Origin of the sequence: Cellulomonas shaoxiangyii, assembly GCF_004798685.1 — a bacterium.
GTDB classification, from domain to species: domain Bacteria; phylum Actinomycetota; class Actinomycetes; order Actinomycetales; family Cellulomonadaceae; genus Cellulomonas; species Cellulomonas shaoxiangyii.
In genome coordinates this window covers 2,397,375-2,419,662 of sequence record NZ_CP039291.1, presented here as the reverse complement: position 1 = coordinate 2,419,662, position 22,288 = coordinate 2,397,375, and the positions used below count along the sequence as shown (strand labels likewise).

18 protein-coding genes are annotated in these 22,288 nt (G+C 76.1%); 16 read left to right on the top strand and 2 right to left on the bottom strand.

The window, feature by feature from the left end; translation table 11 throughout:
- Positions 1–39: 39 nt before the first annotated feature.
- Genes E5225_RS10940 through E5225_RS10925 form a run of 4 tightly spaced genes read left to right on the top strand, consistent with a single transcriptional unit; the run spans position 40 to position 4,826 of the window.
- A complete protein-coding gene (locus E5225_RS10940) occupies positions 40–882 on the top strand; it encodes a hypothetical protein (RefSeq protein ID WP_135974728.1) in 843 nt (280 codons plus the stop codon).
- Positions 879–2,687 carry a hypothetical protein gene (locus E5225_RS10935; protein ID WP_135974730.1) on the top strand — a complete coding sequence of 603 codons (1,809 nt, stop codon included), beginning with the start codon at positions 879–881 and terminating at the stop codon, positions 2,685–2,687. Before E5225_RS10940 ends, E5225_RS10935 begins: the two co-directional genes overlap by 4 nt.
- On the top strand, positions 2,684–3,331 hold the full coding sequence (locus tag E5225_RS10930; RefSeq protein ID WP_135974732.1) for a hypothetical protein: 648 nt from the start codon (positions 2,684–2,686) through the stop codon (positions 3,329–3,331). Before E5225_RS10935 ends, E5225_RS10930 begins: the two co-directional genes overlap by 4 nt.
- A complete protein-coding gene (locus tag E5225_RS10925) occupies positions 3,318–4,826 on the top strand; it encodes an AMP-binding protein (protein WP_136225422.1) in 1,509 nt (502 codons plus the stop codon). The genes E5225_RS10930 and E5225_RS10925 overlap by 14 nt, the downstream gene beginning before the upstream one ends.
- A gap of 72 nt (positions 4,827–4,898) precedes the next feature.
- On the opposite strand, the gene E5225_RS10920 is transcribed toward E5225_RS10925, so the two are convergent.
- Both E5225_RS10920 and E5225_RS10915 read right to left on the bottom strand, forming a co-directional pair.
- Positions 4,899–5,759 carry a formate/nitrite transporter family protein gene (locus E5225_RS10920; protein WP_135974120.1) on the bottom strand — a complete coding sequence of 287 codons (861 nt, stop codon included), beginning with the start codon at positions 5,757–5,759 and terminating at the stop codon, positions 4,899–4,901.
- Positions 5,760–5,828: 69 nt separating this feature from the next.
- On the bottom strand, positions 5,829–6,545 hold the full coding sequence (locus E5225_RS10915) for an HAD hydrolase-like protein (RefSeq protein ID WP_135974121.1): 717 nt from the start codon (positions 6,543–6,545) through the stop codon (positions 5,829–5,831).
- A 298-nt stretch (positions 6,546–6,843) separates the two neighbouring features.
- Between E5225_RS10915 and ileS the strand changes: the two genes are divergently transcribed.
- The 12 genes from ileS (at position 6,844) to E5225_RS10855 (ending at position 22,275) form a co-directional block, all read left to right on the top strand.
- A complete protein-coding gene (gene ileS, locus E5225_RS10910; protein WP_135974122.1) occupies positions 6,844–10,107 on the top strand; it encodes an isoleucine--tRNA ligase in 3,264 nt (1,087 codons plus the stop codon).
- Positions 10,104–11,492: a bifunctional folylpolyglutamate synthase/dihydrofolate synthase gene (locus E5225_RS10905; protein WP_135974123.1), complete on the top strand. Its 1,389-nt coding sequence runs from the start codon at positions 10,104–10,106 to the stop codon at positions 11,490–11,492. The genes ileS and E5225_RS10905 overlap by 4 nt, the downstream gene beginning before the upstream one ends.
- 103 nt (positions 11,493–11,595) lie before the next feature.
- The gene (locus E5225_RS10900) at positions 11,596–12,243 is read left to right on the top strand and encodes a DinB family protein (protein ID WP_135974124.1); all 648 of its coding nucleotides are present in this window, start codon (positions 11,596–11,598) and stop codon (positions 12,241–12,243) included.
- A gap of 76 nt (positions 12,244–12,319) precedes the next feature.
- Complete coding sequence (gene dhaK, locus E5225_RS10895; protein WP_135974125.1) at positions 12,320–13,315, top strand: dihydroxyacetone kinase subunit DhaK; 996 nt, start codon at positions 12,320–12,322, stop codon at positions 13,313–13,315.
- A gap of 43 nt (positions 13,316–13,358) precedes the next feature.
- A complete protein-coding gene (gene dhaL / locus E5225_RS10890; RefSeq protein ID WP_135974126.1) occupies positions 13,359–14,000 on the top strand; it encodes a dihydroxyacetone kinase subunit DhaL in 642 nt (213 codons plus the stop codon).
- A gap of 61 nt (positions 14,001–14,061) precedes the next feature.
- On the top strand, positions 14,062–14,796 hold the full coding sequence (dhaM, locus tag E5225_RS10885; protein WP_135974136.1) for a dihydroxyacetone kinase phosphoryl donor subunit DhaM: 735 nt from the start codon (positions 14,062–14,064) through the stop codon (positions 14,794–14,796).
- 58 nt (positions 14,797–14,854) lie between these two features.
- Complete coding sequence (locus E5225_RS17745) at positions 14,855–15,481, top strand: TetR/AcrR family transcriptional regulator (RefSeq protein ID WP_243738313.1); 627 nt, start codon at positions 14,855–14,857, stop codon at positions 15,479–15,481.
- Positions 15,482–15,566: 85 nt separating this feature from the next.
- Positions 15,567–17,276 carry an MDR family MFS transporter gene (locus E5225_RS10875; protein WP_135974127.1) on the top strand — a complete coding sequence of 570 codons (1,710 nt, stop codon included), beginning with the start codon at positions 15,567–15,569 and terminating at the stop codon, positions 17,274–17,276.
- 9 nt (positions 17,277–17,285) lie between these two features.
- Positions 17,286–17,672: a DUF4233 domain-containing protein gene (locus tag E5225_RS10870; RefSeq protein WP_135974128.1), complete on the top strand. Its 387-nt coding sequence runs from the start codon at positions 17,286–17,288 to the stop codon at positions 17,670–17,672.
- Between the two features lie 53 nt (positions 17,673–17,725).
- Positions 17,726–18,160, top strand: coding sequence for a nucleoside-diphosphate kinase (gene ndk, locus E5225_RS10865; RefSeq protein ID WP_135974129.1), 435 nt, complete (start codon positions 17,726–17,728; stop codon positions 18,158–18,160).
- Positions 18,161–18,252: 92 nt separating this feature from the next.
- Positions 18,253–21,813, top strand: coding sequence for a chromosome segregation protein SMC (smc, locus tag E5225_RS10860; RefSeq protein ID WP_208012570.1), 3,561 nt, complete (start codon positions 18,253–18,255; stop codon positions 21,811–21,813).
- 141 nt (positions 21,814–21,954) lie between these two features.
- Positions 21,955–22,275 carry a hypothetical protein gene (locus E5225_RS10855; RefSeq protein WP_135974130.1) on the top strand — a complete coding sequence of 107 codons (321 nt, stop codon included), beginning with the start codon at positions 21,955–21,957 and terminating at the stop codon, positions 22,273–22,275.
- Positions 22,276–22,288 lie beyond the last annotated feature (13 nt).

Below are 22,288 nucleotides of genomic sequence, written 5' to 3'. Positions count from 1 at the left end.
TCCGCCGTCCGAGCCGCGCTGGCCGAGCTCGAGCCGGTCGTGGCGGCCACCGGTGACGCCCGCCGCACGCTCCCCGTCGTGCGCGTGACGCTGGACCTGGTGGCCCGCGGACGCTGGGCCGGGGACCACCCGCAGCGCGCCGCCGTGCTGCGCGCGCTGCCGCTGCTGCGCGGCTGGTGGGACGCGCACCCCGACGCGGTGGTCGACGCGTGCGTCGCCGCCGCGGCGGTCGTCGGCCGGCGGGTCCCCGTCGAGCGGTGGGCCGGGCTGGTGGCCGCGGCGCCGGCACCCGCGGACCCGGTGCACGTGCGTGGCGCGATGCTCGTCGCCGCGTGGCGCTGCGGCCTCGTCCGGTACCGCGACGCCGCGCTCGACGCGGCCGCGCACCTGCCCGCGGAGCTCGCGGGCCCGCTCCTGGCACTGCCGGGCGACGTCGACGTCGCGACCGTGCTGGAGCGGCACCGGGCCGACCGGTGGTGGTGGCCCGGTGCGGCGACCGACCCCGGGGTCGTCGCGCGCGTCGGCGGGTTCCTGCCGCTGGGCGGGCCGTGGGTCGGGCTGCCGCGCGCCGTGCCCGGCGGACCCTCGGGGTGGCTCGCGCTCGCGGACGGGCGGCGGTGGGCGGTGGTCGCGGACGTGCACGGGTCCGCGGTCGTCGCGCTCGACGCCGAGCTCACGACCGAGCCCGGCCCCGCGGGCGACGCGACCGTGCCCGCGCGCCGGGAGCCGCCGGTGCCCGCGGCGCTCCCGGTGCCCTGGTCCGACACCGTCACCGGCGTGGTCCCCGCCCCCGCCGGCCCCGCGGACGTCGTGCTCGTCAGCCGGGCCCACTCCTACGCGCTCGACGTCGTGCGCACGGCGCCGCAGGGCCGGGCCGCATGAGCGCGGACGCCACGGCGCCGGCGCGCGGCGCGCGCGCCCCCGGCGACGGCCCCGACCTCGACGCCGTCGCCGACCGCTGGCGTGCGGCGTGGCCCGACGCGCTCGCCGCGTGGGGCCGCGCGTCGCGCATGCACGCGCCCGTGCTGCACACGGACGACGCCCCCGACGTCGGCTCCTTCGCCTGGTACGACGGCCGGCGGGTCGAGGTGCATGTGGACCTCGCCGACGCCGTGGCGCGCGGCCTGGCCGACCACGCCGTCGCGGTCCTCGCGCACGAGGTCGGCCACCACCTGCTGTCCCCGGTGGACCACCGCACGCGCGTGCGGATCGCGGCGCGCGTGCGGGCAGGTCTCGTGGACCAGGACCGGCTGGTCGGACCGGTCGCCAACCTGTGGAGCGACCTGCTGATCAACGACCGCCTGCAGCGCACCGGAGCGGCCGACCTGGCCGCGGTGTGGCGGGCGCTCGGCCCGCCCGCCGACCCGCTCATGGCCCTCGTCCTGCGCGCCGACGAGGTGCTGTGGCGCCTGCCGCGCGGGACGCTCGCCGGCGACGCGGCGGTCGACGAGTCCGCCGCCTGGCTGTGCGCGCGGCTCGTCCGCGTCTACGCGCGCGACCCGGTCGGCGGAGCCGGCGGCTTCGCGAGCCTGGTGCGGACGACGCTCGCGCAGCACGACCTCGAGGACGCCGGCCTGGCGGAGCGTGTCCTGCGCGTCGTGTGCACCGACGAGGGCGACGCCGCGGGCCTGCCGTACGGGCTCGCGGGCGACGCCGCCCTCGGCGGCCCCGTCGTGCACCCCGCGCTCGACCCGGCCGTCGTCGGTGACGCCGCGACGGCGCGGGACGAGCCCGACGCCCCGGTCGCGGCCGCGACCGGCAGCGCGGCCGGCGCCGACGGGAACCTGCTCCTGCCCGCCGACCTGCACGCGGTCCTGCAGGCCCTCGGCGACACGTCGACCCTGGAGGACGTCGCCGTGGCGTGGTATCGGGAGCGCGCGTCGGCGCACCTGGTGCCGTTCCCGGTCGACCGGCGCGAGAGCGTGCCCGACCCGCTGCTCGGCGGGTACGAGCAGTGGGACGTGGGGGACGACCTCGCCGACGTCGACTGGACCGGCACCGTGTCGGCGTCGCCGGTCGTGGTCCCGGGCATCACGACCGTGCGCCGCCAGGTGCTCGACGACACGCCCGCCACGCCGCTGGTGCGCCCCGTCGACCTCGACCTCTACCTCGACTCGTCGGGCTCCATGCCCGACCCGAAGCAGTTCTCGCACGTCGCGCTCGCGGGCGCGGTGCTGGCGCTGTCCGCCCTGCGCGTGGGGGCGCGCGTGCAGGCGACCACGTGGAGCGGACCGCACCAGGTCGCCGGCACGGACGGCTTCACGCGGGACGCCGACGCGGTGCTGCGCGCGGTCGTCGCGTTCTTCGGCAGCGGCACCGCGTTCCCGCTGGCGCTCCTGGAGCGCACGTACCTGGGCGACGCGGACCACGGCCCGACGGCCACCGGGCCGACCCACGTGGCCGTGGTGTCCGACGACGGCGTGCTGACGATGTTCCAGCCGGTCCGCCGGGGCCCGGACGGGCGCCACCGCGCGGACCCGGACGACGACGTCGCCGTGCGCTCGCTCGCGCGCGCGGGCGGCGGCGCCTCGCTGCTGCTCGACGTGCCCGAGCGGCGCCGGGCGGCCGTGACGGCGGCCGTGCCCGACGGGGTCGACGTGTACTGGGTGGACGCCGACGCGCGGCTCGTCGACTTCGCCGCGGACTTCGCGCGCCGGACGTGGTCGCCGGTCGGAGGTGCGCGATGACGCCGGCCGCTCCGGGCGCGACGGGCGCGGTGCCCGCCGCCGTCGTGCCGGGTGCCCGCCGGGACGGTCCTGGCCTCGAGACGCTCCTGCACCGGCTCGCGCAGACGCCCGCCGAGCTGTTCGACGACGCGGTGGCGGCACCCGCGGTCGTCGCGGACCTCGCCGTCGCCCTCGACGGCACCGTGCTCGACCCCGCGCGGCTGGGCGTGCTGGACGGTGCGCTGGTGGACCGCGACCGCGCGGTGCCCGCGCTGCTCGCGTGCTGGCTCGTCGCCGACCCGGCCGTGCGCGCCGATCCCGGCACCCGCGCGGCCGCCGCCGACGCGGGCGGCGCGGCCCTGTGGCTCTACGCGGTCGCGACGGTCCTCCCGGACGCGCTCGCGGGGCTGCGCGCGGGCGCCGCCTGGCTCGCCGACGACCTCGCGCGCGAGGAGCTGGTGCGCGCGTTCCTCGCCGTCGCCGGTCTGCGGGCCGCCGGGGAGGACGACGCCCTCGCGCTCGACGCGTGGGTGGCGGTCAGCACGGTCCACCGGCGTCGCATGGCGGCCGAGACGGCGCAGGAGCAGCGGCGCGCGCGCGAGCTCGCGGCCCGGCTCGCGGCGGAGCGCGCGAAGGAGGCGGCGGCGCAGTATGCGAACTACTGACACACCCGCGGCCGCCGCCCCGCCGGACGTCCCGGACGACCTGCTCGCCGAGTACGCGGCCATGGGTGCGGCCACGCTCGCCGACCACGAGCGCTGGCCCGCGCTCGCGGACGCGGACCTCGACCGGGTCACGGCCGGCCGCGCGCACCCCGCGGCGCCCGTGTGGGTGCACGCGACGGGCGACCGGCTCGACGCCGGCGACCTCGCGGCGCTCGCGGCACGGCGGCAGGCCCACCCGGCCGGCGACGCCCGCGCGGGGTCGCCCGGCACGGGGCCGGCCGGTCCACCCGACGGCCCCCCGTCCTGGGTCGCCGCGCTCGTGGCCCGCGCCCACGCCACCGTGCCCCGGTACCGCTCCGCGGCGCGCGCCGGCACGAGCGGCGCCTCGACGCCGCTGCACGCGCTGCCCACCGTCACGCGCGCCGACCTCGTCGCCGACCTGGCCGCGCACGTGCCGGTCGACGTGCCGCTCGACCGCGTGCTCGAGGGCACGAGCTCGGGCAGCACCGGTGCCGCGCTGCGCGTGCCGCTGCACCCCCGCTGGGTCGCGGCGGACCTGCTCCTGCTGCACGACCTCGTCGCGGCGGCGGGCGGCACGTGGTTCGCGGACCCCGACCGGCTGGGACTGCTCAACCTCGTCGACCAGCGCACGGCGTTCACGTACGTCTCGGCGATGTCGGCGTTCCCGCGGCCCGCCGGGACGCCGGTCCCGCTGATGGCGCGCGTGAACCTCGACGCGTCGGCGTGGCGCCGGCCGGGGGACCGCGAGCGGTGGCTCGCGGACGTCGACCCGCAGGTGGTGAGCACGAGCGCCCTGCCGCTCCTGCACCTGCTCGAGCTCGCCGGGGCCGGCCTCGAGCTGCACCCCGTCGCGGTGGTCAACGGCGCCACGCACGTGACCCCCGCGGTCCGCGCCGCGGTCCGCGCGACGTGGGGCGCGCCGCTCGTCGACCTGTACGGCCTGCGCGAGACGGGCCCGGTCGCGGCGGCCCTCGACGACGGCGACCACGTCGTCGTGGACCGCCGCGTGCACGTCGAGGTGCTGGACGCGTCGGGTGCGCCCGTGCCCGACGGCGCGCGCGGCGAGGTCGTCGTGACCGTGGACGAGAACCCCTACCTGCCGCTGCTGCGGTACCGCACGGGCGACCACGCGGCGCTGCGCCGCGACGCGCGCGGCACGGTGCTCGTGGGGCTCGAGGGGCGCGCGCCGGTGCGGTTCGCCGACGCGGCCGGCCGGTGGCGTCCCTCGGTCGACGCGACGCAGGTGCTGCAGGCCGCAGACCTGCTGGCGTGGCACCTGCACCAGGACGCGACGGGCGGGGTGCGTCTGACGGCCGTGCCCGCGCACCCCGGCGCGGCCGACCGTGCGGCGCGTGCGGTCCGGGAGTGGCTGGGCCGCCCGGTGGACCTGCGCGTCGCGGACCGGTCCGCGACCGGCCACGGCAAGCCGCACCGGTTCAGCACGGCCCTGGACCCGGCCACGCGGACGCCCTGACGGGACGTGCGCCCGGTCCGCGCTGCCGCTCGCCGGCGCCGCGACCCACGGCGCGCCGACGCGGGCGGCGCCTTAGGCCGCCGGCCTCCACCGCGAGTCGTCGTTGACCCACGCGTAGTACAGGCCGATGAGGAGCCCGCCGCCGATGAAGTTCCCGACGAGGGCGAGCGCGAGGTTGCCCGCCGCGAGCCCGAGGTCGATGCCCTCGCGGAGCCCGACGATGGAGAACAGCACCGTGTTGGCGACCGAGTGCTCGAGGCCGAGGAACGCGAAGATGAACACCGAGACGATCATGACCAGCGACTTCGTCAGGTCGTCCTTGATGAGGCCGTTGTAGGCGAGCAGCATCGCGAGGTTGATGCAGAAGTTGCACAGGATCGCGCGCACGAGCAGGTCGGCCCAGCCGCCGGGCCCGGCGGTGACGTAGTCGAGCTTGTGGTCCACGGCCGCGACCATCTGGTCGAGCGCCGCCCCCTCGACGAGCGTGGAGAACCGCAGCAGGCCCGCGACGAACAGCCCGCCGACGAGGTTGCCGAGGTAGCACAGGCCGAGCAGGCGCAGCGCCCGCCCCCAGCCCGTGCGCCGGTGGTACGCGCCGATGGAGACGATCATCATGTTCGACGTCAGCAGCTCGGAGCGCGAGTAGTAGATGAACACCAGCGCCCACCCGAACGCCACGGCGCCGACCATCCGGCCGACGGGCTGCAGCGTCGTCCCCCCGCCCACCTCGATCGACGCGAACGCGGCCACGACGGCGTAGTGCGTGCCGTACAGCAGGCCGATGATGACGCCCGCCATCGCGGCGCGCTGCAGGTAGCGGCGCGTGAGCCGCCCCGACATGGTCGTCTTCGTCTCGAGGGACTCGAGGACCGTGCTGATGAACTGCCGCCCGGGGAACAGCGCGTCCGAGGGGTCGGGCGTGGTGGTGCTCACCCTGCGAGCGTCGCACACCCGTCCCGGCCGCGCAGCGGCGTGTCGTACCTGGTCGCGGCCGCGTGGGGGTCAGGACGGCGGGCGTGCCGGGGCCGGGAGGCCGAGACGGTGGAGCAGGCGCGGGGCCAGGTCGGCCACGTCGTGCACGACCTCGGCCGCACCGGCGCGCAGCAGCTCCTCCTCGCCGCCGTAGCCCCAGCCGACGCCGACGCACGCGATGCCGTGCGCGTGCGCGCCCTCGACGTCGTGCTCGCGGTCGCCGACCATGACCGTGCGGGCCGGGTCGGGGTCCACCCCGGTCGTCGACCGCACCCACGCGATCGCGCGGCCCATGATCTGCGCCTTCGACTCCGACTCGTCGGCGGGCGCTCCGACGACCGCGTCGAGCAGCGGCGTGAGGCCGACCTCGGCGCAGATCGGCACGGCCCACGCGACGGGCTTGGCGGTCGCGACGACGAGCAGCGCACCGGCGTCGCGCAGGGTCCGCAGGGCCTCGGGGACGCCGTCGAAGACGGTCGTGTCCCACACGCCGACGCGCCCGAAGTGCTCGTTGTAGACCGCGACCACGTCGGCCAGGTGCTCGGCGGCGACGCCGTGCGCGGTGAACGAGCGCCGGATGGGTGGCCCGACGAACGTGCGCATCACCGCGTCGGCGGGGGCCGGCACGCCGAGGTGGCCGTAGGCGGCCCGCACCGAGGACAGCACCCCGGGCGCGGAGTCCATGAGCGTGCCGTCGAGGTCGAGCAGGACGAGCGGGCGGGGGGCGGGGAGGGGCGGGTGGGTCATCGCGGTCCATTCTCGTGGACGCGCGCGGCGCACGCGTCGCTACGATGGGCGCACAGGCGTCGACCCGGCCATCACCGGTGAGCCTCCGGAAGAACGGGAACCGCGTCGCAGCAGGCGCGTCCTCAGTAGAGCCGGACGGGGCAGGCCCGTCACAGCCGCAGCGAGAGTGGTCCGCGCGCCCCGGCGCGCGGGCAAGCGAGGTGGTACCGCGGTGCCGCCCGGGTCGTCCGGGTGTCGTCGTCCTCGTGGTCCGACCGTTGCCCGTCCGCGAGGACGGGCGAGACCAGGAGCACCGCCCGTGGCGTACCCGCTGCACCGCCCCGACAGTCCCGTCCCCGCGTCCCCGGACCTGCCCGCGCTCGAGCGGGACGTCCTCGCGCACTGGGACGCCGACGGGACCTTCCAGGCGTCCGTCGACCAGCGGCCCGCGGGGGAGAACGGCGCGAACGAGTACGTCTTCTACGACGGCCCGCCGTTCGCGAACGGCCTGCCGCACTACGGCCACCTGCTGACCGGCTACGCGAAGGACGTCGTCCCGCGCTACCAGACGATGCGCGGCAAGCGGGTCGAGCGCCGGTTCGGCTGGGACACGCACGGCCTGCCCGCCGAGCTCGAGGCGGAGCGCAAGCTCGGCATCACCGACAAGTCGCAGATCGACGAGATGGGCATCGCCGCGTTCAACGAGGCGTGCCGGACCTCGGTGCTCACCTACACGCAGGAGTGGCAGGACTACGTCACCCGCCAGGCGCGCTGGGTCGACTTCGAGCACGACTACAAGACGCTCGACCCGACGTTCATGGAGTCGGTCGTCTGGGCGTTCAAGCGGCTGTACGACAAGGGCCTGGCCTACGAGGGCTACCGCGTCCTGCCGTACTGCTGGCGCGACGAGACACCGCTGTCGAACCACGAGCTGCGCATGGACGACGACGTGTACGCGTCGCGCCAGGACCCGGCGCTCACGGTCGGCTTCCGCCTCGCGACGGGCGAGCTGCTGCTGGTCTGGACGACGACGCCGTGGACGCTGCCGTCCAACCTGGCCGTCGCCGTGGGCCCGGACATCGAGTACGTCGTGGTCGAGGCGCAGGAGGGCTCCCCGTTCGCCGCGGCGCACGCGGGCGAGCGCGTCGTGCTCGCGGCCTCGCGCCTGGCCGCGTACGCCCGCGAGCTCGGCGCCGAGCCGGTCGTCGTCGAGCGCCTGACGGGTGCCGACCTCGTCGGCCGGTCCTACACGCCGCCGTTCGACTTCTTCGCCGGCCACGAGAACGCGCACCGCGTGCTCGCGGCGGACTTCGTGACCACCGAGGACGGCACGGGCGTCGTGCACCTCGCGCCCGCGTTCGGCGAGGACGACATGGCCGCGTGCGACGCCGCCGGCATCCCGCCGGTCGTGCCGGTCGACTCCAAGGGCCGGTTCACCGCGCTCGTCCCGGACTACGCGGGCGTGCAGGTGTTCGAGGCGAACAAGCAGATCATCGCCGACCTCAAGGCGGGCACGGGCCCGCTCGCGCGCGCCGCCGCCGACGTGCGCCCGGCGCTCGTGCGGCACGAGACGTACGAGCACTCCTACCCGCACTGCTGGCGGTGCCGGAACCCGCTGATCTACAAGGCCGTCTCGTCGTGGTTCGTGCGCGTGTCCGCGTTCAAGGACCGCATGGTCGAGCTGAACCAGGAGATCACCTGGATCCCCGGCCACATCAAGGACGGCCAGTTCGGCAAGTGGCTCGAGAACGCGCGCGACTGGTCCATCAGCCGCAACCGGTACTGGGGCACGCCGATCCCGGTGTGGGTGAGCGACGACCCCGCGTACCCGCGCGTGGACGTGTACGGCTCGTTCGCCGAGCTGGAGGCCGACTTCGGCCGCGTGCCGACGAACGAGCAGGGCGAGCCGGACCTGCACCGGCCGTTCATCGACGAGCTCACGCGCCCCAACCCGGACGACCCGACGGGCGCGTCGACCATGCGCCGCATCCCGGACGTCCTCGACGTGTGGTTCGACTCGGGGTCGATGCCGTTCGCGCAGGTGCACTACCCGTTCGAGAACCGCGAGTGGTTCGAGCACCACTACCCGGGCGACTTCATCGTCGAGTACATCGGGCAGACCCGCGGGTGGTTCTACACGCTGCACGTGCTGGCCACGGCGCTGTTCGACCGCGCCGCGTTCCGCAACTGCATGTGCCACGGCATCGTGCTCGGGGACGACGGCCGCAAGGCGAGCAAGTCGCTGCGCAACTTCCCGGACCCGGCGCAGATGTGGGACGCGTACGGCTCGGACGCGGTGCGCTGGAGCCTCATGTCGTCCTCGATCCTGCGCGGCGGCAACCTCGTCGTGACGGAGGAGGGCATCCGCGACGGCGTCCGGCAGGTCCTGCTGCCCCTGTGGAGCACGTACTACTTCTTCGCGCTCTACGCGGGCGCGGCGGACTCCGGGCGCGGGTACACCGCGCAGCGCGTCACCGCCGAGCGGGTCGCCGACCTGCCGGCGATGGACCGGTACCTGCTGGCGCGCACCCGGGATCTTGCGACACGGCTCACGGAGCAGCTCGACGCGTACGACATCCCGGCCGCGTGCGAGAGCGTGCGCGAGCACCTCGACGTGCTGACCAACTGGTACGTGCGCACGCAGCGCGACCGCTTCTGGTCCGAGGACGCCGATGCCTTCGACACCCTGTGGACGGCACTCGAGGTGTTGACGCGCCTGATGGCACCGCTGGCACCGCTCGTGACGGAGGAGGTGTGGCGCGGGCTCACCGGCGGGCGATCGGTCCACCTCGCTGACTGGCCGGACGTCGGGTACGCCCGCGCGGACGACTACCTGGTCGGCTCCTTCTCGCTCGTCGCCGCCGTGGACGAGGTCCGTGCGGCCGTCTCCGCGGCCCTCGGTCTGCGCAAGGCCCACCAGGTGCGCGTGCGCCAGCCGCTGCGCCGGCTCACGGTCGCGGTCGCCGACCCGGCGGCGCTCGCCCCGTACACCGACCTGCTGGCGGCGGAGCTCAACGTCAAGCACGTCGAGACGGTGACGGCCGACCTGGCCACCGCCGAGCGCTTCGGCATCACGCAGCGCCTCGCGGTCAACGCCCGGGCCGCCGGCCCGCGGCTCGGCCGCGGCGTGCAGGCGGTCATCAAGGCCGCCCGGGCGGGCGCCTGGCGGCAGGAGGGGGACGACGTGGTCGTGACCACCGACGAGGGCGACGTGACGCTCGAGCCGGCCGAGTACGAGCTGACCACGGTCGTGGCCGGCGGCGACGGCACGGACGCCACGGTGGCCGCGACCGTCCTGCCCGGGGGCGCGTTCGTCGTGCTCGACCTCGCGCTCGACGACGCGCTGCGCGCCGAGGGGTACGCGCGCGACGTCGTGCGCGCCGTGCAGGACGCCCGCAAGGCGGCCGGCCTGCACGTCGCGGACCGCATCGACCTCACGCTCACCGTGCCGGCCGAGCACGTCGCCGCGGTCGAGGCGCACCGGCAGTTCGTCGCGGCGGAGACGCTCGCGACGGGGGTGTCGGTGGTCGCCGGCGACGGCGCGCTGCAGGTGCACGTCGCACGGGCGGGGGAGCAGGCGTGAGCGCCGCACGGCCGGGCGGGGCCGACCACCTGCGCGACGCCGCGGCCCGCGCCGCGCGCGAGGCCGCCGACGAGGTCTACCGCGGCATCCTCGCCCGCGCGCCCGAGCACGACATCGACCCCGAGCTGTCGCGCGTGCGGGCGGTGCTCGACCTGCTGGGCGACCCGCAGCGCGCGTTCCGCTCGGTGCACGTGACCGGGACGAACGGCAAGACGTCCACCGCGCGCATGGTCGAGCGGCTGCTGCGCGAGCACGGCCTGCGCACCGGGCGCTTCACCAGCCCGCACCTGACCCGCGTGAACGAGCGCATCGCGATCGACGGCGAGCCCATCAGCGACGAGCGCTTCGTCGAGGTCTGGCAGGACGTGGCCCCGTACGTGCACATGGTCGACGCGCAGTCCGCCGAGCGCGGCGAGCCGCGGCTGTCGTTCTTCGAGGTGTTCGTCGTCATGGCGTACGCCGCGTTCGCCGACGCGCCCGTCGACGTCGCGGTCGTCGAGGTCGGCATGGGCGGGCGCTGGGACGCGACCAACGTGCTCGACGCGGAGGTCGCCGTCATCACGCCGATCGCGATGGACCACGAGCGCTACCTCGGGCACACGCTCGTGGAGATCGCGTCGGAGAAGGTCGGGATCGTCAAGGACGGCGCCACGCTCGTGCTCGCGCAGCAGCACGAGGACGTGGAGGGCGTCGTGCTGACGGCGGCCGCCGAGCGCGGCGCCCGCGTCGTGCGCGAGGGCGTCGACATCGCGGTGGTCGAGCGGCAGGTCGCCGTGGGCGGCCAGATGATGGTGCTGCGCGGCATGGGCGGCGTCTACGCGGACGTCTACCTGCCCCTGCACGGCGAGCACCAGGCGCACAACGCGCTGCTCGCCCTCGTCGCCACGGAGGCGCTGCTGACCGGCGGGGCGGCGCTCGGCGCCGACGTCGTCGGCACCGCGTTCGCCGACATGACGTCGCCGGGCCGGCTCGAGGTCGTGCGCTCCAGCCCGACGATCATCGTCGACGGGGCGCACAACCCGGCCGGCACCGAGGCGCTCGTCGCCGGCCTCGAGGAGGTGTTCGCGTTCGAGCGCCTCGTGGGCGTGGTCGGCGTCATGGCCGACAAGGACCCCGAGGGCATGCTGTCCGTGCTCGAGCCCGTGCTGGCCGAGATCGTCGTCACGCAGGCGTCGTCCGACCGCGCGCTCGACGCCGACGACCTCGCGGAGATCGCGGTCGACGTCTTCGGCGAGGACCGGGTGCACGTCGCGCCGCGCCTGCCCGACGCGATCGACATCGCCGTGCAGCGTGCCGAGAGCGAGGCCGAGCACGGCTCGGGCGTCCTCGTGACCGGCTCGATCCTGCTGGTCGCGGAGGTGCGCGTGCTGCTGGGCCGCGGCTGACGGGCGGTGCGGGCGGCCCCGGCGCCGCCCGCACCGACCGGCGCACCCCGGGTCCGGCCGCGCCGTCCCCCCGCGCGCGGCCGGGCGGGGCCATGATGGGCCGATGACGACGCCGGCCCGGCTTGCCCCGCTCCTCGCGCAGTACGACGACGCGACCACGCGGCTTCTGACCCGGCTGCGAGGGCCGGAGCACGACAGCGGCGACGGCACGCCCGTCGCCGTGGACGCCCTCACCGACGCCGAGCGCCTGTGGGAGCCCGTGCCCGGCGCGTGGTCGGTCCGCCGGCACGCGGACGGCCCCGGCACGGGGGCCACCGTCCTCGTCGGTGCGGGGGAGTGGGGCCGCGACGGCGGCCGGCCGCACCCGTACCCGCCGCCCGTCACGACGATCGGCTGGCGGCTGCACCACGTGACCGAGCTGCTGCTCGGCCGGGCCGACTGGACCGCCGGCGCGCGGCGGCTCACCGAGGAGGAGATCGTCGTCCCGACCGACGCGGCGACGGCCGTCGCGGACCTCGCCGGCGCGGTCGGCGCGTGGCGGGAGGCGCTGACGTCGGTCGACGACGCGGCGCTCGACGAGGTCGGCCGCAGCACGTACCCGTACGGCAGCGACGGCGAGGTGCCGTTCCTCGAGGTCGTGTGGTGGGTCAACCAGGAGGTGCTCCACCACGGCGCCGAGATCGCCCTGCTGCGCGACCTGTACCGCGCGGCCGACGGTGGCGCGCTCACCGGCGGGGGCGGGTCCGCTTGACCCGCGTCCGGCACCGCCGGAAGGTGGGCGGTGCGGGCCGACGGCGCCCCCTGGCGGCACGTGGAGGAGGACGCGAGTGAAGAAGCTCATCAACGACCCGCAGGACGTCGTCGTCGAGTCGGTCCGGGGGTTCGGTCTCGCCCACGCCGACCTCGTACGCGTGCACCACGACCCGCTGTTCGTGGCGCGCGCGGGGGGTGCCGTGCCGGGCAAGGTCGGCCTCGTCAGCGGGGGCGGGAGCGGCCACGAGCCGCTGCACGCGGGGTTCGTCGGGGTCGGCATGCTCGACGCGGCGGTGCCCGGCGCGATGTTCACGTCCCCGACCCCCGACCAGGTGGCCCCCGCGGTCGCCGCCGCGGACTCCGGCGCGGGCGTCCTGACGATCGTGAAGAACTACACGGGCGACGTGCTCAACTTCGAGACGGCCGCCGAGCTGGCCGAGGCGGACGGGGTCACCGTGCGCTCGGTCCTCGTCGACGATGACGTCGCCGTCGAGAACTCGCTCTACACGGCGGGACGGCGCGGCGTCGCGGGCACCGTGGCGGTCGAGAAGATCGCGGGCGCCGCCGCCGAGCGCGGCGACGACCTCGACGCGGTCACCGCCGTGGCGGAGCGCGTCGTCGCGAACGTCCGGTCGATGGGCGTGGCCCTGACCGCGTGCACGGTGCCGCACGCCGGCCGCCCCAGCTTCGACCTCGCCGACGACGAGATCGAGCTGGGCATCGGCATCCACGGCGAGCCGGGCCGGCGCCGGGTGCCCCTGGCGAGCGCCGACGAGATCACCGGGATGCTGCTGACGCCCGTGGTCGAGGACCTCGGCCTGACCGGTGGCGAGCGCGTGCTGCTGCTCGTCAACGGCATGGGGGGGACGCCCGCCTCCGAGCTGTACGTCGTCTATGGTCGGGCACGCGCGTTGCTCGCGGAGCGCGGGGTCGAGGTGACCCGCTCGCTCGTCGGCAACTACGTGACATCGCTGGAGATGCAGGGTGCGTCGGTCACCGTCCTGCGTCTGGACGACGAGCTGACCGCGCTCTGGGACGCCCCCGTGAACACCGCCGCACTGCGCTGGTGACGGCGGCTGCCGCCGTGGGCGCGCGACGTGAGGAGGAGGGCCGATGACGCTGGACGTGGCATGGGCGCTGGACTGGGTGCGCCGGTCCGCGGCGACCGTGACGGAGAACCGCGACGAGCTCGTCGAGCTCGACCGGCTCATCGGCGACGGTGACCACGGCGAGAACCTCGCGCGCGGCTTCCGGGCGGTCCTCGGCAGGCTCGACGCGCTGACGGAGCCGCCCGCCCAGGTCGGTGACGTGCTGCGGCTCGTCGCCACGACCCTCATGTCGACGGTCGGCGGCGCGGCCGGGCCCCTGTACGGGACCGCGTACCTGCGCGCCTCGAAGGCCACCGCGACGGACGCGCTCGACAGCGGCGGCGTCGTGGCCATGCTCGAGGCCGCGCTCGACGGCGTCGTGACCCGCGGCAAGGCCGGCCCGGGCGAGAAGACGATGGTCGACGCCTGGACGCCGGCGGTGGCCGCGGCGGTCGAGGCGGCGGACCACGGCGCGCCGCCGTCGGAGGTGCTCGCCGCAGCGGCGCGAGCCGCGCACGAGGGCGCCGAGGCGACCGTCTCGCTCGTCGCGACCAAGGGCCGCGCCAGCTACCTGGGCGAGCGGTCCGTGGGCCACCTCGACCCCGGGGCGCGGTCGAGCGAGCTGATCCTCGTCGCGGCGGCGCAGTCCGCCGCGGCGGCGGACTGAGGGACGTGGTGGACGCGTGACCACGACGTCGCTGGACGAACGAGAAGGAGAGGGCCGCTCGATGGGTCCACGGTGGGCGCAGGTCGCGCTCGTGCTGGTGTCGCACTCGCGGGCGCTCGCGGAGGGCGCAGCGGAGGTCGCGGGGCAGATGGCGCCCGGGGTGCTCATCGTGCCCGCGGGCGGGCTCGACGACGGCGGCGTGGGGACGAGCTACGCCCGCGTCGAGCGTGCCGTCGCCGAGGCCTCGGCGGACGGCCGGTCCGTCGTCGTGCTCACGGACCTGGGGTCGGCCGTGATGACGACCGAGTCCGTGCTGGACCTGGCGGACGCGGACGTGGCGGGGCGCGTGCGGCTCGCGGACGCGCCGTTCGTCGAGGGCGCCGTGGCCGCGGGCGTCACCGCGCACGGCGGCGGCGACCTCGACGCGGTGCTCGCGTCGGCGCACGACGCGGGCGGCACGTTCGCCGGCTGGGCGCCGGGGCAGGGCGACGCGCGCCCGGAGGGGGCAGCCGGCGGGGTGCCGCCCGCCGTCCCCGACGGCGCCGTGCGGGCGACCGCGGTCCTGCGCAACCGTCTGGGGCTGCACGCGCGGCCCGCGGCGGTGCTCGCCCGCGCGCTGGCCGCGTACGACGCACGGGTGCGGGTCAACGGCGCGAACGGCGCGAGCGTCCTGGAGCTGATGAAGCTCGGCGCCCAGCAGGGGGACAGCCTGGAGGTCGTGGCCGAGGGGCCCCAGGCCGCCGAGGCCGTCCACCGGCTCGTGACGGCCGTCGAGGACGGGTTCGGCGAGGAGTAACCACGCTCACCTCGATGTGCATTGACTGCAAAGTTGCAGTCGGTGCATGGTGTGGCCCGTGACTGCCGCACCCAGCCCCACCGGAGGCACCCCGCAGGCCGCGCCCGGCCTGCGCGAGCGGAAGAAGGCCCAGCGCCGCGCCGCGCTCGTCGACGCGACGCACCGCCTCGTCGCCGAGCACGGCCTGGACGGCGTGACGGTCGAGCTCGTGTGCGCCGAGGCGGGCGTGTCGCCCCGCACGTTCTTCAACTACTTCGCCACGAAGGACGACGCGCTGCTCGGCCACTCGCCGTGGACGCTCGACCCCGGTGCCGCCGCCGTCTTCGCCGCGGGGGGCCCGTCGGGGCACCTGCTGGACGACCTCGTGACGCTGCTCGCGCCCGTGCTCGACGACCCGCCGCTCGGGCGGGAGCGCATGCACCGGGCGCTCGAGCTCGCGACCGAGCACCCGCGGCTCATGGCGCACCACGTCGCGTGGATGGACCAGCAGAAGGACCGCCTGCTCGACGTGGTCCGCTCGCGGCTCGGCGACGCGTCGCCGCAGCTCGCGGACACGGTCACCGGGCTGGTGCTGGTGCTGGTCCACAGCACGTTCGTGCGCTGGGAGGCCGCGGGCGGCACGGGCGAGGCCGAGGAGCACGCCCGCGCCGTCGTCGCCGACCTGCGCGCGGTCGTCACCGCCTGACCTGCCGCGGCACCCACGCTCCGGCGACCCCGCGCGGCGTCGCCGCCCCCGCACGACCCACCACCAGAAGGACGAGGCACCCCCCATGGCCACCGCCACCGCACCGGGCCGCGCGGACGACGCGCCGCTCGTCGTGCTCACACCCCGCACGGTGTGGCTCATCTTCGGCGCCCTGATGGCGTCGATGTTCCTGTCGTCGCTCGACCAGTCCATCGTCGGCACCGCGATGCCGACGATCGTGGGGGAGCTGAACGGCGTCGAGCACCAGGGCTGGGTCGTGACGGCCTACATCCTGGCCATCGCGATCGTCATGCCGCTGTACGGCAAGTTCGGCGACCTGTACGGGCGCCGCTGGCCGTTCCTGTTCGCGATCGGCGTCTTCACGCTCGCGTCGGCGGGCGCCGGCTTCGCCGACTCGTTCGGCGCGCTCGTGGCGTGGCGCTTCGTGCAGGGCCTCGGGGGCGGTGGCCTGATGATCCTGTCCCAGGCGATCATCGCCGACATCGTGCCCGCCAAGGAGCGCGGCAAGTACCTCGGCCCGATGGGCGCGCTCTTCGGCATCGCCGCGGTCACCGGCCCCCTGCTCGGCGGCCTCTTCACGGACCACGCGGACTGGCGCTGGGCGTTCTGGATCAACATCCCGATCGGCGTCGCGGCGTTCGTCGTCGCGTGGATGGCGCTCAAGCTGCCGTCGCGCCGCTCCGAGCGGCCGGTCGACGTCGCGGGGATCCTCTTCCTGGTCCTGGCGACCTCGGGCCTGGTCCTCGCCACGAGCTGGGAGTCGTTCAGCGGCGGCGCCGGCTACGACTGGAGCGACTGGCGCCTGCTCGGCCTGGTCCTCGGCACGCTCGCGTCCACCGCGGCGTTCGTCGCGGTCGAGCTGCGGGCCGTCGAGCCGATCCTGCCGCTGCGCCTGTTCCGCAACCCGACGTTCACCATCGCGACGAGCATCGGCCTCGTGCTCGGGATGGGCATGTTCTCCGCCCTCGCGTTCCTGCCGACGTTCCTGCAGATGGCGACCGGCGCGGGCGTCACCCAGTCCGGCTTCCTCATGCTGCCGATGATGGCCGGCGTCATGATCACGTCCATCGCGTCGGGGCTCGCGATCACGCGCACCGGCCGGTACAAGGCGTTCCCCGTCGTGGGCCTCGGCGTCACGGTGCTCGGCCTGATCTGGCTGACGCGCATCACGGGCGACATGTCGATGTGGCTGTTCGGCGCGATGATCTTCGTCCTCGGCGCCGGCATGGGCCTCGTCATGCAGACCGTCGTGCTGGCGGTGCAGAACTCGGTCGACCCGTCCGAGATCGGCACGGCCACGAGCGCCAACAACTTCTTCCGGGAGATCGGCGCGGCCGTCGGCACGGCCCTGTTCTCGACCATCTTCACCTCGCGCCTCAGCGACCGGCTGGCCGGCGCCTTCGGCGACGCGCCGGCCGGCACCGCCCCCGAGTCGTCCGGCCTGACGCCGGCGGCCGTCGAGGCGCTGCCGGAGCCCGTGCGGTCCGGGGTCGTCGACGCCTTTGCCGACGCCCTCGCACCCGCGTTCTGGTACCTCGTGCCGCTCGTGGTGCTCGGGTTCGTGCTCTCGCTCTTCCTGCGCGAGGTGACGCTCTCCGACGTCGCCGGCATGGTGGCGCGCGGCGAGGCGGTCGCGGACCCGGCGCGCGCCGGCCGCACCGGGGAGCCGGGTGCGACGGCACCGGCGCCTGCGGGCGCGGCGCCGACCGCCGGGCACGACGAGGGCGGGGCCACGGGGCGGGCGTCCGTCGGAGCCCCGTCCCCGCGCGGCTAGCCTGGTGCGATGAGCATGCACGGTGGCGGCCGGGGCGGTCGCAAGCGGCCGGCCAAGCCGCAGTTCACGCAGATGACGCTGATCCTCGAGGCGCTCCTGGTGTTCTTCGCGACCCTCGTGGCCTACGGCCTGCGGGTCGCCCCGCCCGCCACCGTGTGGGTCGTGGGCGGCGTGACCGCCCTCGTGCTGCTCCTCATCGCCGGCTACGTCGGGCGCCCGGGCGGCTACGTCGCCGGCTCCGCCGCACAGGTCGTGGTCCTGGCGTTCGGCGTGCTGGTGCCGATGATGTTCGTCGTCGGCGGCCTCTTCGTCGTGCTGTGGGTGGTCTCGCTGCGCCTGGGTGGGCGCATCGACCGGGAGCGGGCGGAGTACGACGCGGCCCACCCGCAGGCCTGAGGCACCTCCTGTGCCTGCCCTGCCCCCACCGTGCCACCACTAGGGTGACGGCCATGGCAGACGCACCCCTCCCGCAGCGCACCCTCGTCCTCGTCAAGCCCGACGGCGTCCGCCGCGGGCACGTCGGCGAGGTCCTGCGCCGCATCGAGGCGAAGGGCTACACGCTCGTGGCGGCCGAGCTGCGGCGCGCCGACGAGGCCCTGCTCGCCGAGCACTACGCCGAGCACGCGGGCAAGCCGTTCGTGCAGGCGCTGATCGACTTCATGCGGTCCGGCCCCGTGCTCGCCGCGGTCGTCGAGGGCCACCGCGTCATCGAGGGCTTCCGCTCGCTCGCCGGCGCGACCGACCCGACCGTCGCCGCGCCGGGCACCATCCGCGGCGACCTCGCGCGCGACTGGGGCACGAAGCTGATCGAGAACATCGTGCACGGCTCGGACGGCGAGGAGTCCGCCGCCCGCGAGATCGGGCTCTGGTTCCCCGCCCTCTGACCCACACCCCCGCCGCACGCCTCGCCCATCCGGCCTACGCCCGGTGGGCGGGGCGTCGCCGTGCCGGGGCCGGCGGTGCCTAGGCTCAGCCCGTGCACCTCAAGACCCTGACCCTGCGCGGGTTCAAGTCGTTCGCCTCGGCGACGACGCTGAGCTTCGAGCCGGGCATCACGTGCGTCGTCGGGCCGAACGGCTCCGGCAAGTCGAACGTGGTCGACGCCCTCGCGTGGGTGATGGGGGAGCAGGGCGCGAAGTCGCTGCGCGGCGGGAAGATGGAGGACGTCATCTTCGCCGGGACGTCGGGACGCCCGCCCCTCGGCCGGGCCGAGGTGTCGCTGACGATCGACAACACCGACGGCGCGCTGCCCATCGAGTACTCCGAGGTGACGATCTCGCGGACGCTGTTCCGCAACGGCGGGTCGGAGTACGCGATCAACGGCCGCCCGTGCCGGCTGCTCGACATCCAGGACCTGCTGTCCGACACGGGCCTCGGCCGCGAGATGCACGTCATCGTCGGGCAGGGGCAGCTCGACGCGGTGCTGCGGGCGACGCCCGAGGAGCGCCGCGGCTTCATCGAGGAGGCCGCAGGCGTCCTCAAGCACCGCAAGCGCAAGGAGAAGGCGCTGCGCAAGCTCGAGGCGATGCAGGGCAACCTCACCCGCCTCGGGGACCTCACGGCGGAGATCCGCCGGCAGCTGGGCCCCCTCGGCCGGCAGGCGGAGGTCGCGCGCAAGGCCGCGGTCGTGCAGGCGGACCTGCGGGACGCGCGCGCCCGGCTCCTCGCCGACGACCTCGCGCAGCTGACGGCGCAGCTCGAGCAGGAGATCGCCGACGAGTCGGCGCTGCGGGAGCGCCGGGCGGACGTCGAGGGCCGGCTGACGGCGGCGCGCGAGCGGCTCGTCGCGCTCGAGGGGGAGGCCGCGCTCGCGGCCCCGGCCGTGAGCGAGGCCAGCGAGGTCTGGTACCGGCTGTCGTCGTTGCGCGAGCGCCTGCGCGGCACGGCGTCGCTCGCCGCCGACCGCGCGCGGCTGCTCGGCGCCCCGACGCAGGAGCGCGCGCCGGGGCAGGACCCGGACGACCTGGAGGCGCAGGCCCAGCGCGTCCGCACCGCCGAGCAGGAGCTCGCCGCCGAGGTGGACGTCGCCCGGGCGGCGGTCGGGGGCGCGACGACCGCGCGGCAGGAGGCCGAGGCGGCCGCCAGCGCGGCCGAGAAGGCGCTGGCGGACCTGCAGCGGGGCGCGGCGGACCGGCGCGAGGGCGTCGCGCGCCTCGCCGGGCAGGTCGCCGCGCGGCGCAGCCGGGTCGAGGCGACGGAGGCGGAGATCGGCCGCCTGCGGGACGCGCTGGCGGCCGCCGAGGAGCGGGCCCGCGACGCGTCGACGCGGTTCGCCGCCCTCGAGACGCAGGTCGCGGGCGTCGAGGAGGGCGAGGAGGGTCTCGACGCGGAGCACGAGGCGGCCGCCGAGGCGCTCGACGCCGCGGTCGCCCGCGTCGCCGACCTCGAGGACGGCCTGCGGGCGGCCGAGCGTGAGCGCGAGCAGCAGGCGTCGCGGGCCGAGACGCTCGAGATGTCGCTGTCGCGCAAGGACGGCGCGGGGACGCTGCTGGCGGCGGACGCGCTGCCCGGCGTGCTCGGCTCGGTGGCGGCCCTGCTGCAGGTCGACGCGCGCGACGAGGACGCCGTCGTGGCGGCGCTGGGCGCCGTCGCCGACGCGGTCGCCGTCGAGTCGGTCGAGGCGGCGGTCGACGCGATCCGGCACCTGCGCACCGAGGACGCGGGCCGCGCGACGCTCCTCGTGGCCGGCGCGGGCCCGGGCCGCACGGTGGAGCTCCCGGCCGGCGCCGACCGCGCGGTCGACCTCGTGCAGGCGCCCGCGGCCGTGCGCGACGCCGTGCACGCGCTGCTCGCCGACGTCGTCGTGGTGGACGACCTGGCGGCCGCGCGTCCGCTCGTCGCGGCGCACCCCGACGTCGTGGTGGCGACCCGCACCGGTGACGTGCTCTCCCGGTTCCGCGCGTCCGGCGGGTCGGCGTCGGCGCCGTCCGCGCTGCACCTGCAGGCCGCGCTGGAGACGGCGCGGGAGGCGGGTGCGCACGCCGCGGCGACGGCCGAGCGCCTGCGCTTCGAGCTCGCCGCCGCACGCGCGGCCCGGACGTCGGCGCAGGAGGCCGTGGACGCGACGCTCGAGCGCCTCAACGAGTCGGACGCCGCGCTCGCGGCCGTCGCCGAGCAGCTGGGGCACCTCGGTTCCGCGGCCCGGTCCGCCCGCGCGGAGGCCGAGCGTGCGCAGACGTCCCTCGACGCGGCCGGTGCGACGCTCGCGGAGGACCACGCGCTGCTCGCCGAGCTCACGCAGCGCCTCGCCGCGGCGCAGGAGCAGCCGGAGGACGCCGAGGCCGCGATCGCGCAGGCCACGCAGCGCCGGGACGCCGCGGCGGCCGAGGCGACCGCGGCCCGATCCCGCGAGACCGAGGCCCGCCTGACGCTGCGTACGGGGGAGGAGCGGGCGCGTGCGCTGTCCGGGCGCGCGGAGGGGCTCGAGCGCGCCGCCGCCACGGAGCGGGCCGCGCGCGAACGGGCCGCCGCCCGCGAGCGGGAGCGGCGTCGGCAGGCCGGTGTCGCCGCCGCGGTGCACGAGGGCGCCGTCCGTGCGACCGCCCAGCTCGAGCGTGCGCTGCGCCGGGCGTCGGACGAGCGGGACGCCGCCGAGGCGGCCCGCGCGGAGCGGGACCGCGACCTCGCGGCGGTCCGCAGCCAGGTCGACGCCCTCGCGCGCGACCTCGCCGAGCTCACGGACGTCGCGCACAAGGACGAGGTGGCCCGGACGCAGCAGCGGCTGCGCATCGAGCAGCTGGAGACCCGCGCGGTCGAGGACCTCGGCCTCGACCCGGCGGTCCTCCTCGAGGAGTTCGGCCCGCACCAGGACGTCCCGGTCGTGCTCCCGCCGGGCACCGAGCCCGAGCCGGGGGCGCCGGATGCCGTCCCCTACGTGCGTGCCGAGCAGGAGAAGCGGCTGCGCGCCGCCGAGCGCGGGCTCGCGCTGCTCGGACGCGTCAACCCCCTGGCGCTCGAGGAGTTCGCCGCGCTGGAGGAGCGCCACCGCTTCCTGACCGAGCAGCTCGCCGACCTGAAGAAGTCGCGCGCCGACCTGCTGGAGATCGTCAAGGAGATCGACGAGCGGGTCGAGCAGGTCTTCACGGAGGCCTACCGGGACACGGCCGCGGCCTTCGACGACGTGTTCCCGCGCCTGTTCCCCGGGGGCGAGGGCCGCCTCGTCCTCACCGACCCGGACGACATGCTGACGACCGGCATCGAGGTGGAGGCGCGGCCCGCGGGCAAGAGGGTCAAGCGGCTGTCGCTGCTGTCGGGCGGCGAGCGGTCGCTCACGGCCGTCGCGCTGCTCGTCGCGATCTTCAAGGCACGCCCCAGCCCGTTCTACGTCATGGACGAGGTGGAGGCCGCGCTCGACGACGCGAACCTGGGGCGCCTGCTGGAGATCTTCCGCGAGCTGCAGGACGACTCCCAGCTCATCGTCGTGACGCACCAGAAGCGCACGATGGAGATCGCGGACGCGCTGTACGGCATCACGATGCGCGGCGACGGCGTCACGACCGTCATCAGCCAGCGGATGCGCGAGGACCAGCCGGCCTGAGCGCCGGACGCGAGCCCCCGGCGGGCGCTCGAGTGCGTCGTCCGCCGCGCGCGGGTGCGCTGCTGTGAAGGTCGTGTGAGAGGTCACGCCGCGGCTGCGCGGCGCCGTGCGCCGGTGCGTCGACGGCGGAAAAATGGTCCTATGACTCTGGTGCCCGTGGTCCTCCTGGCTCTCCTCGCCGCCGGTGCCGTGCTGCTGCTCGCGAGGGCGAGCAGCGAGGACGCCGCGGCCGGCGACGAGTCGCCGTGGGAGTCGTTCCGGCGCGGCCTGCGGGCCCGCCGCGAGCCCGACGCCGAGCAGGCCCAGGCCGCCGCCGCGGCGGCCGTCGAGCCCCGGGACGTGTCGCTCGCCGACTTCCTGCGTGCGAACGTGCAGGAGGGGGACGGCTACCTGCACGTCGAGGAGCTCACCGAGGACCTGCACCGCGCCGCGCAGACCCTGCGCGTGCGCCGCGGCGCCTGACGCCGACAGACTG

What these genes read in the sequence shown, in the direction of transcription:
- dhaM (WP_135974136.1), top strand. Translation starts at nt 14,062, where the DNA reads ATGGGTCCACGGTGGGCGCAGGTCGCGCTCGTGCTGGTGTCGCACTCG.
- E5225_RS10925 (WP_136225422.1), top strand. Translation starts at nt 3,318, where the DNA reads ATGCGAACTACTGACACACCCGCGGCCGCCGCCCCGCCGGACGTCCCG.
- E5225_RS10900 (WP_135974124.1), top strand. Translation starts at nt 11,596, where the DNA reads ATGACGACGCCGGCCCGGCTTGCCCCGCTCCTCGCGCAGTACGACGAC.
- E5225_RS10930 (WP_135974732.1), top strand. Translation starts at nt 2,684, where the DNA reads ATGACGCCGGCCGCTCCGGGCGCGACGGGCGCGGTGCCCGCCGCCGTC.
- E5225_RS10915 (WP_135974121.1), bottom strand. Translation starts at nt 6,545, where the DNA reads ATGACCCACCCGCCCCTCCCCGCCCCCCGCCCGCTCGTCCTGCTCGAC.
- ndk (WP_135974129.1), top strand. Translation starts at nt 17,726, where the DNA reads ATGGCAGACGCACCCCTCCCGCAGCGCACCCTCGTCCTCGTCAAGCCC.
- E5225_RS10935 (WP_135974730.1), top strand. Translation starts at nt 879, where the DNA reads ATGAGCGCGGACGCCACGGCGCCGGCGCGCGGCGCGCGCGCCCCCGGC.
- dhaL (WP_135974126.1), top strand. Translation starts at nt 13,359, where the DNA reads ATGACGCTGGACGTGGCATGGGCGCTGGACTGGGTGCGCCGGTCCGCG.
- E5225_RS10875 (WP_135974127.1), top strand. Translation starts at nt 15,567, where the DNA reads ATGGCCACCGCCACCGCACCGGGCCGCGCGGACGACGCGCCGCTCGTC.
- E5225_RS10855 (WP_135974130.1), top strand. Translation starts at nt 21,955, where the DNA reads ATGACTCTGGTGCCCGTGGTCCTCCTGGCTCTCCTCGCCGCCGGTGCC.
- E5225_RS10870 (WP_135974128.1), top strand. Translation starts at nt 17,286, where the DNA reads ATGAGCATGCACGGTGGCGGCCGGGGCGGTCGCAAGCGGCCGGCCAAG.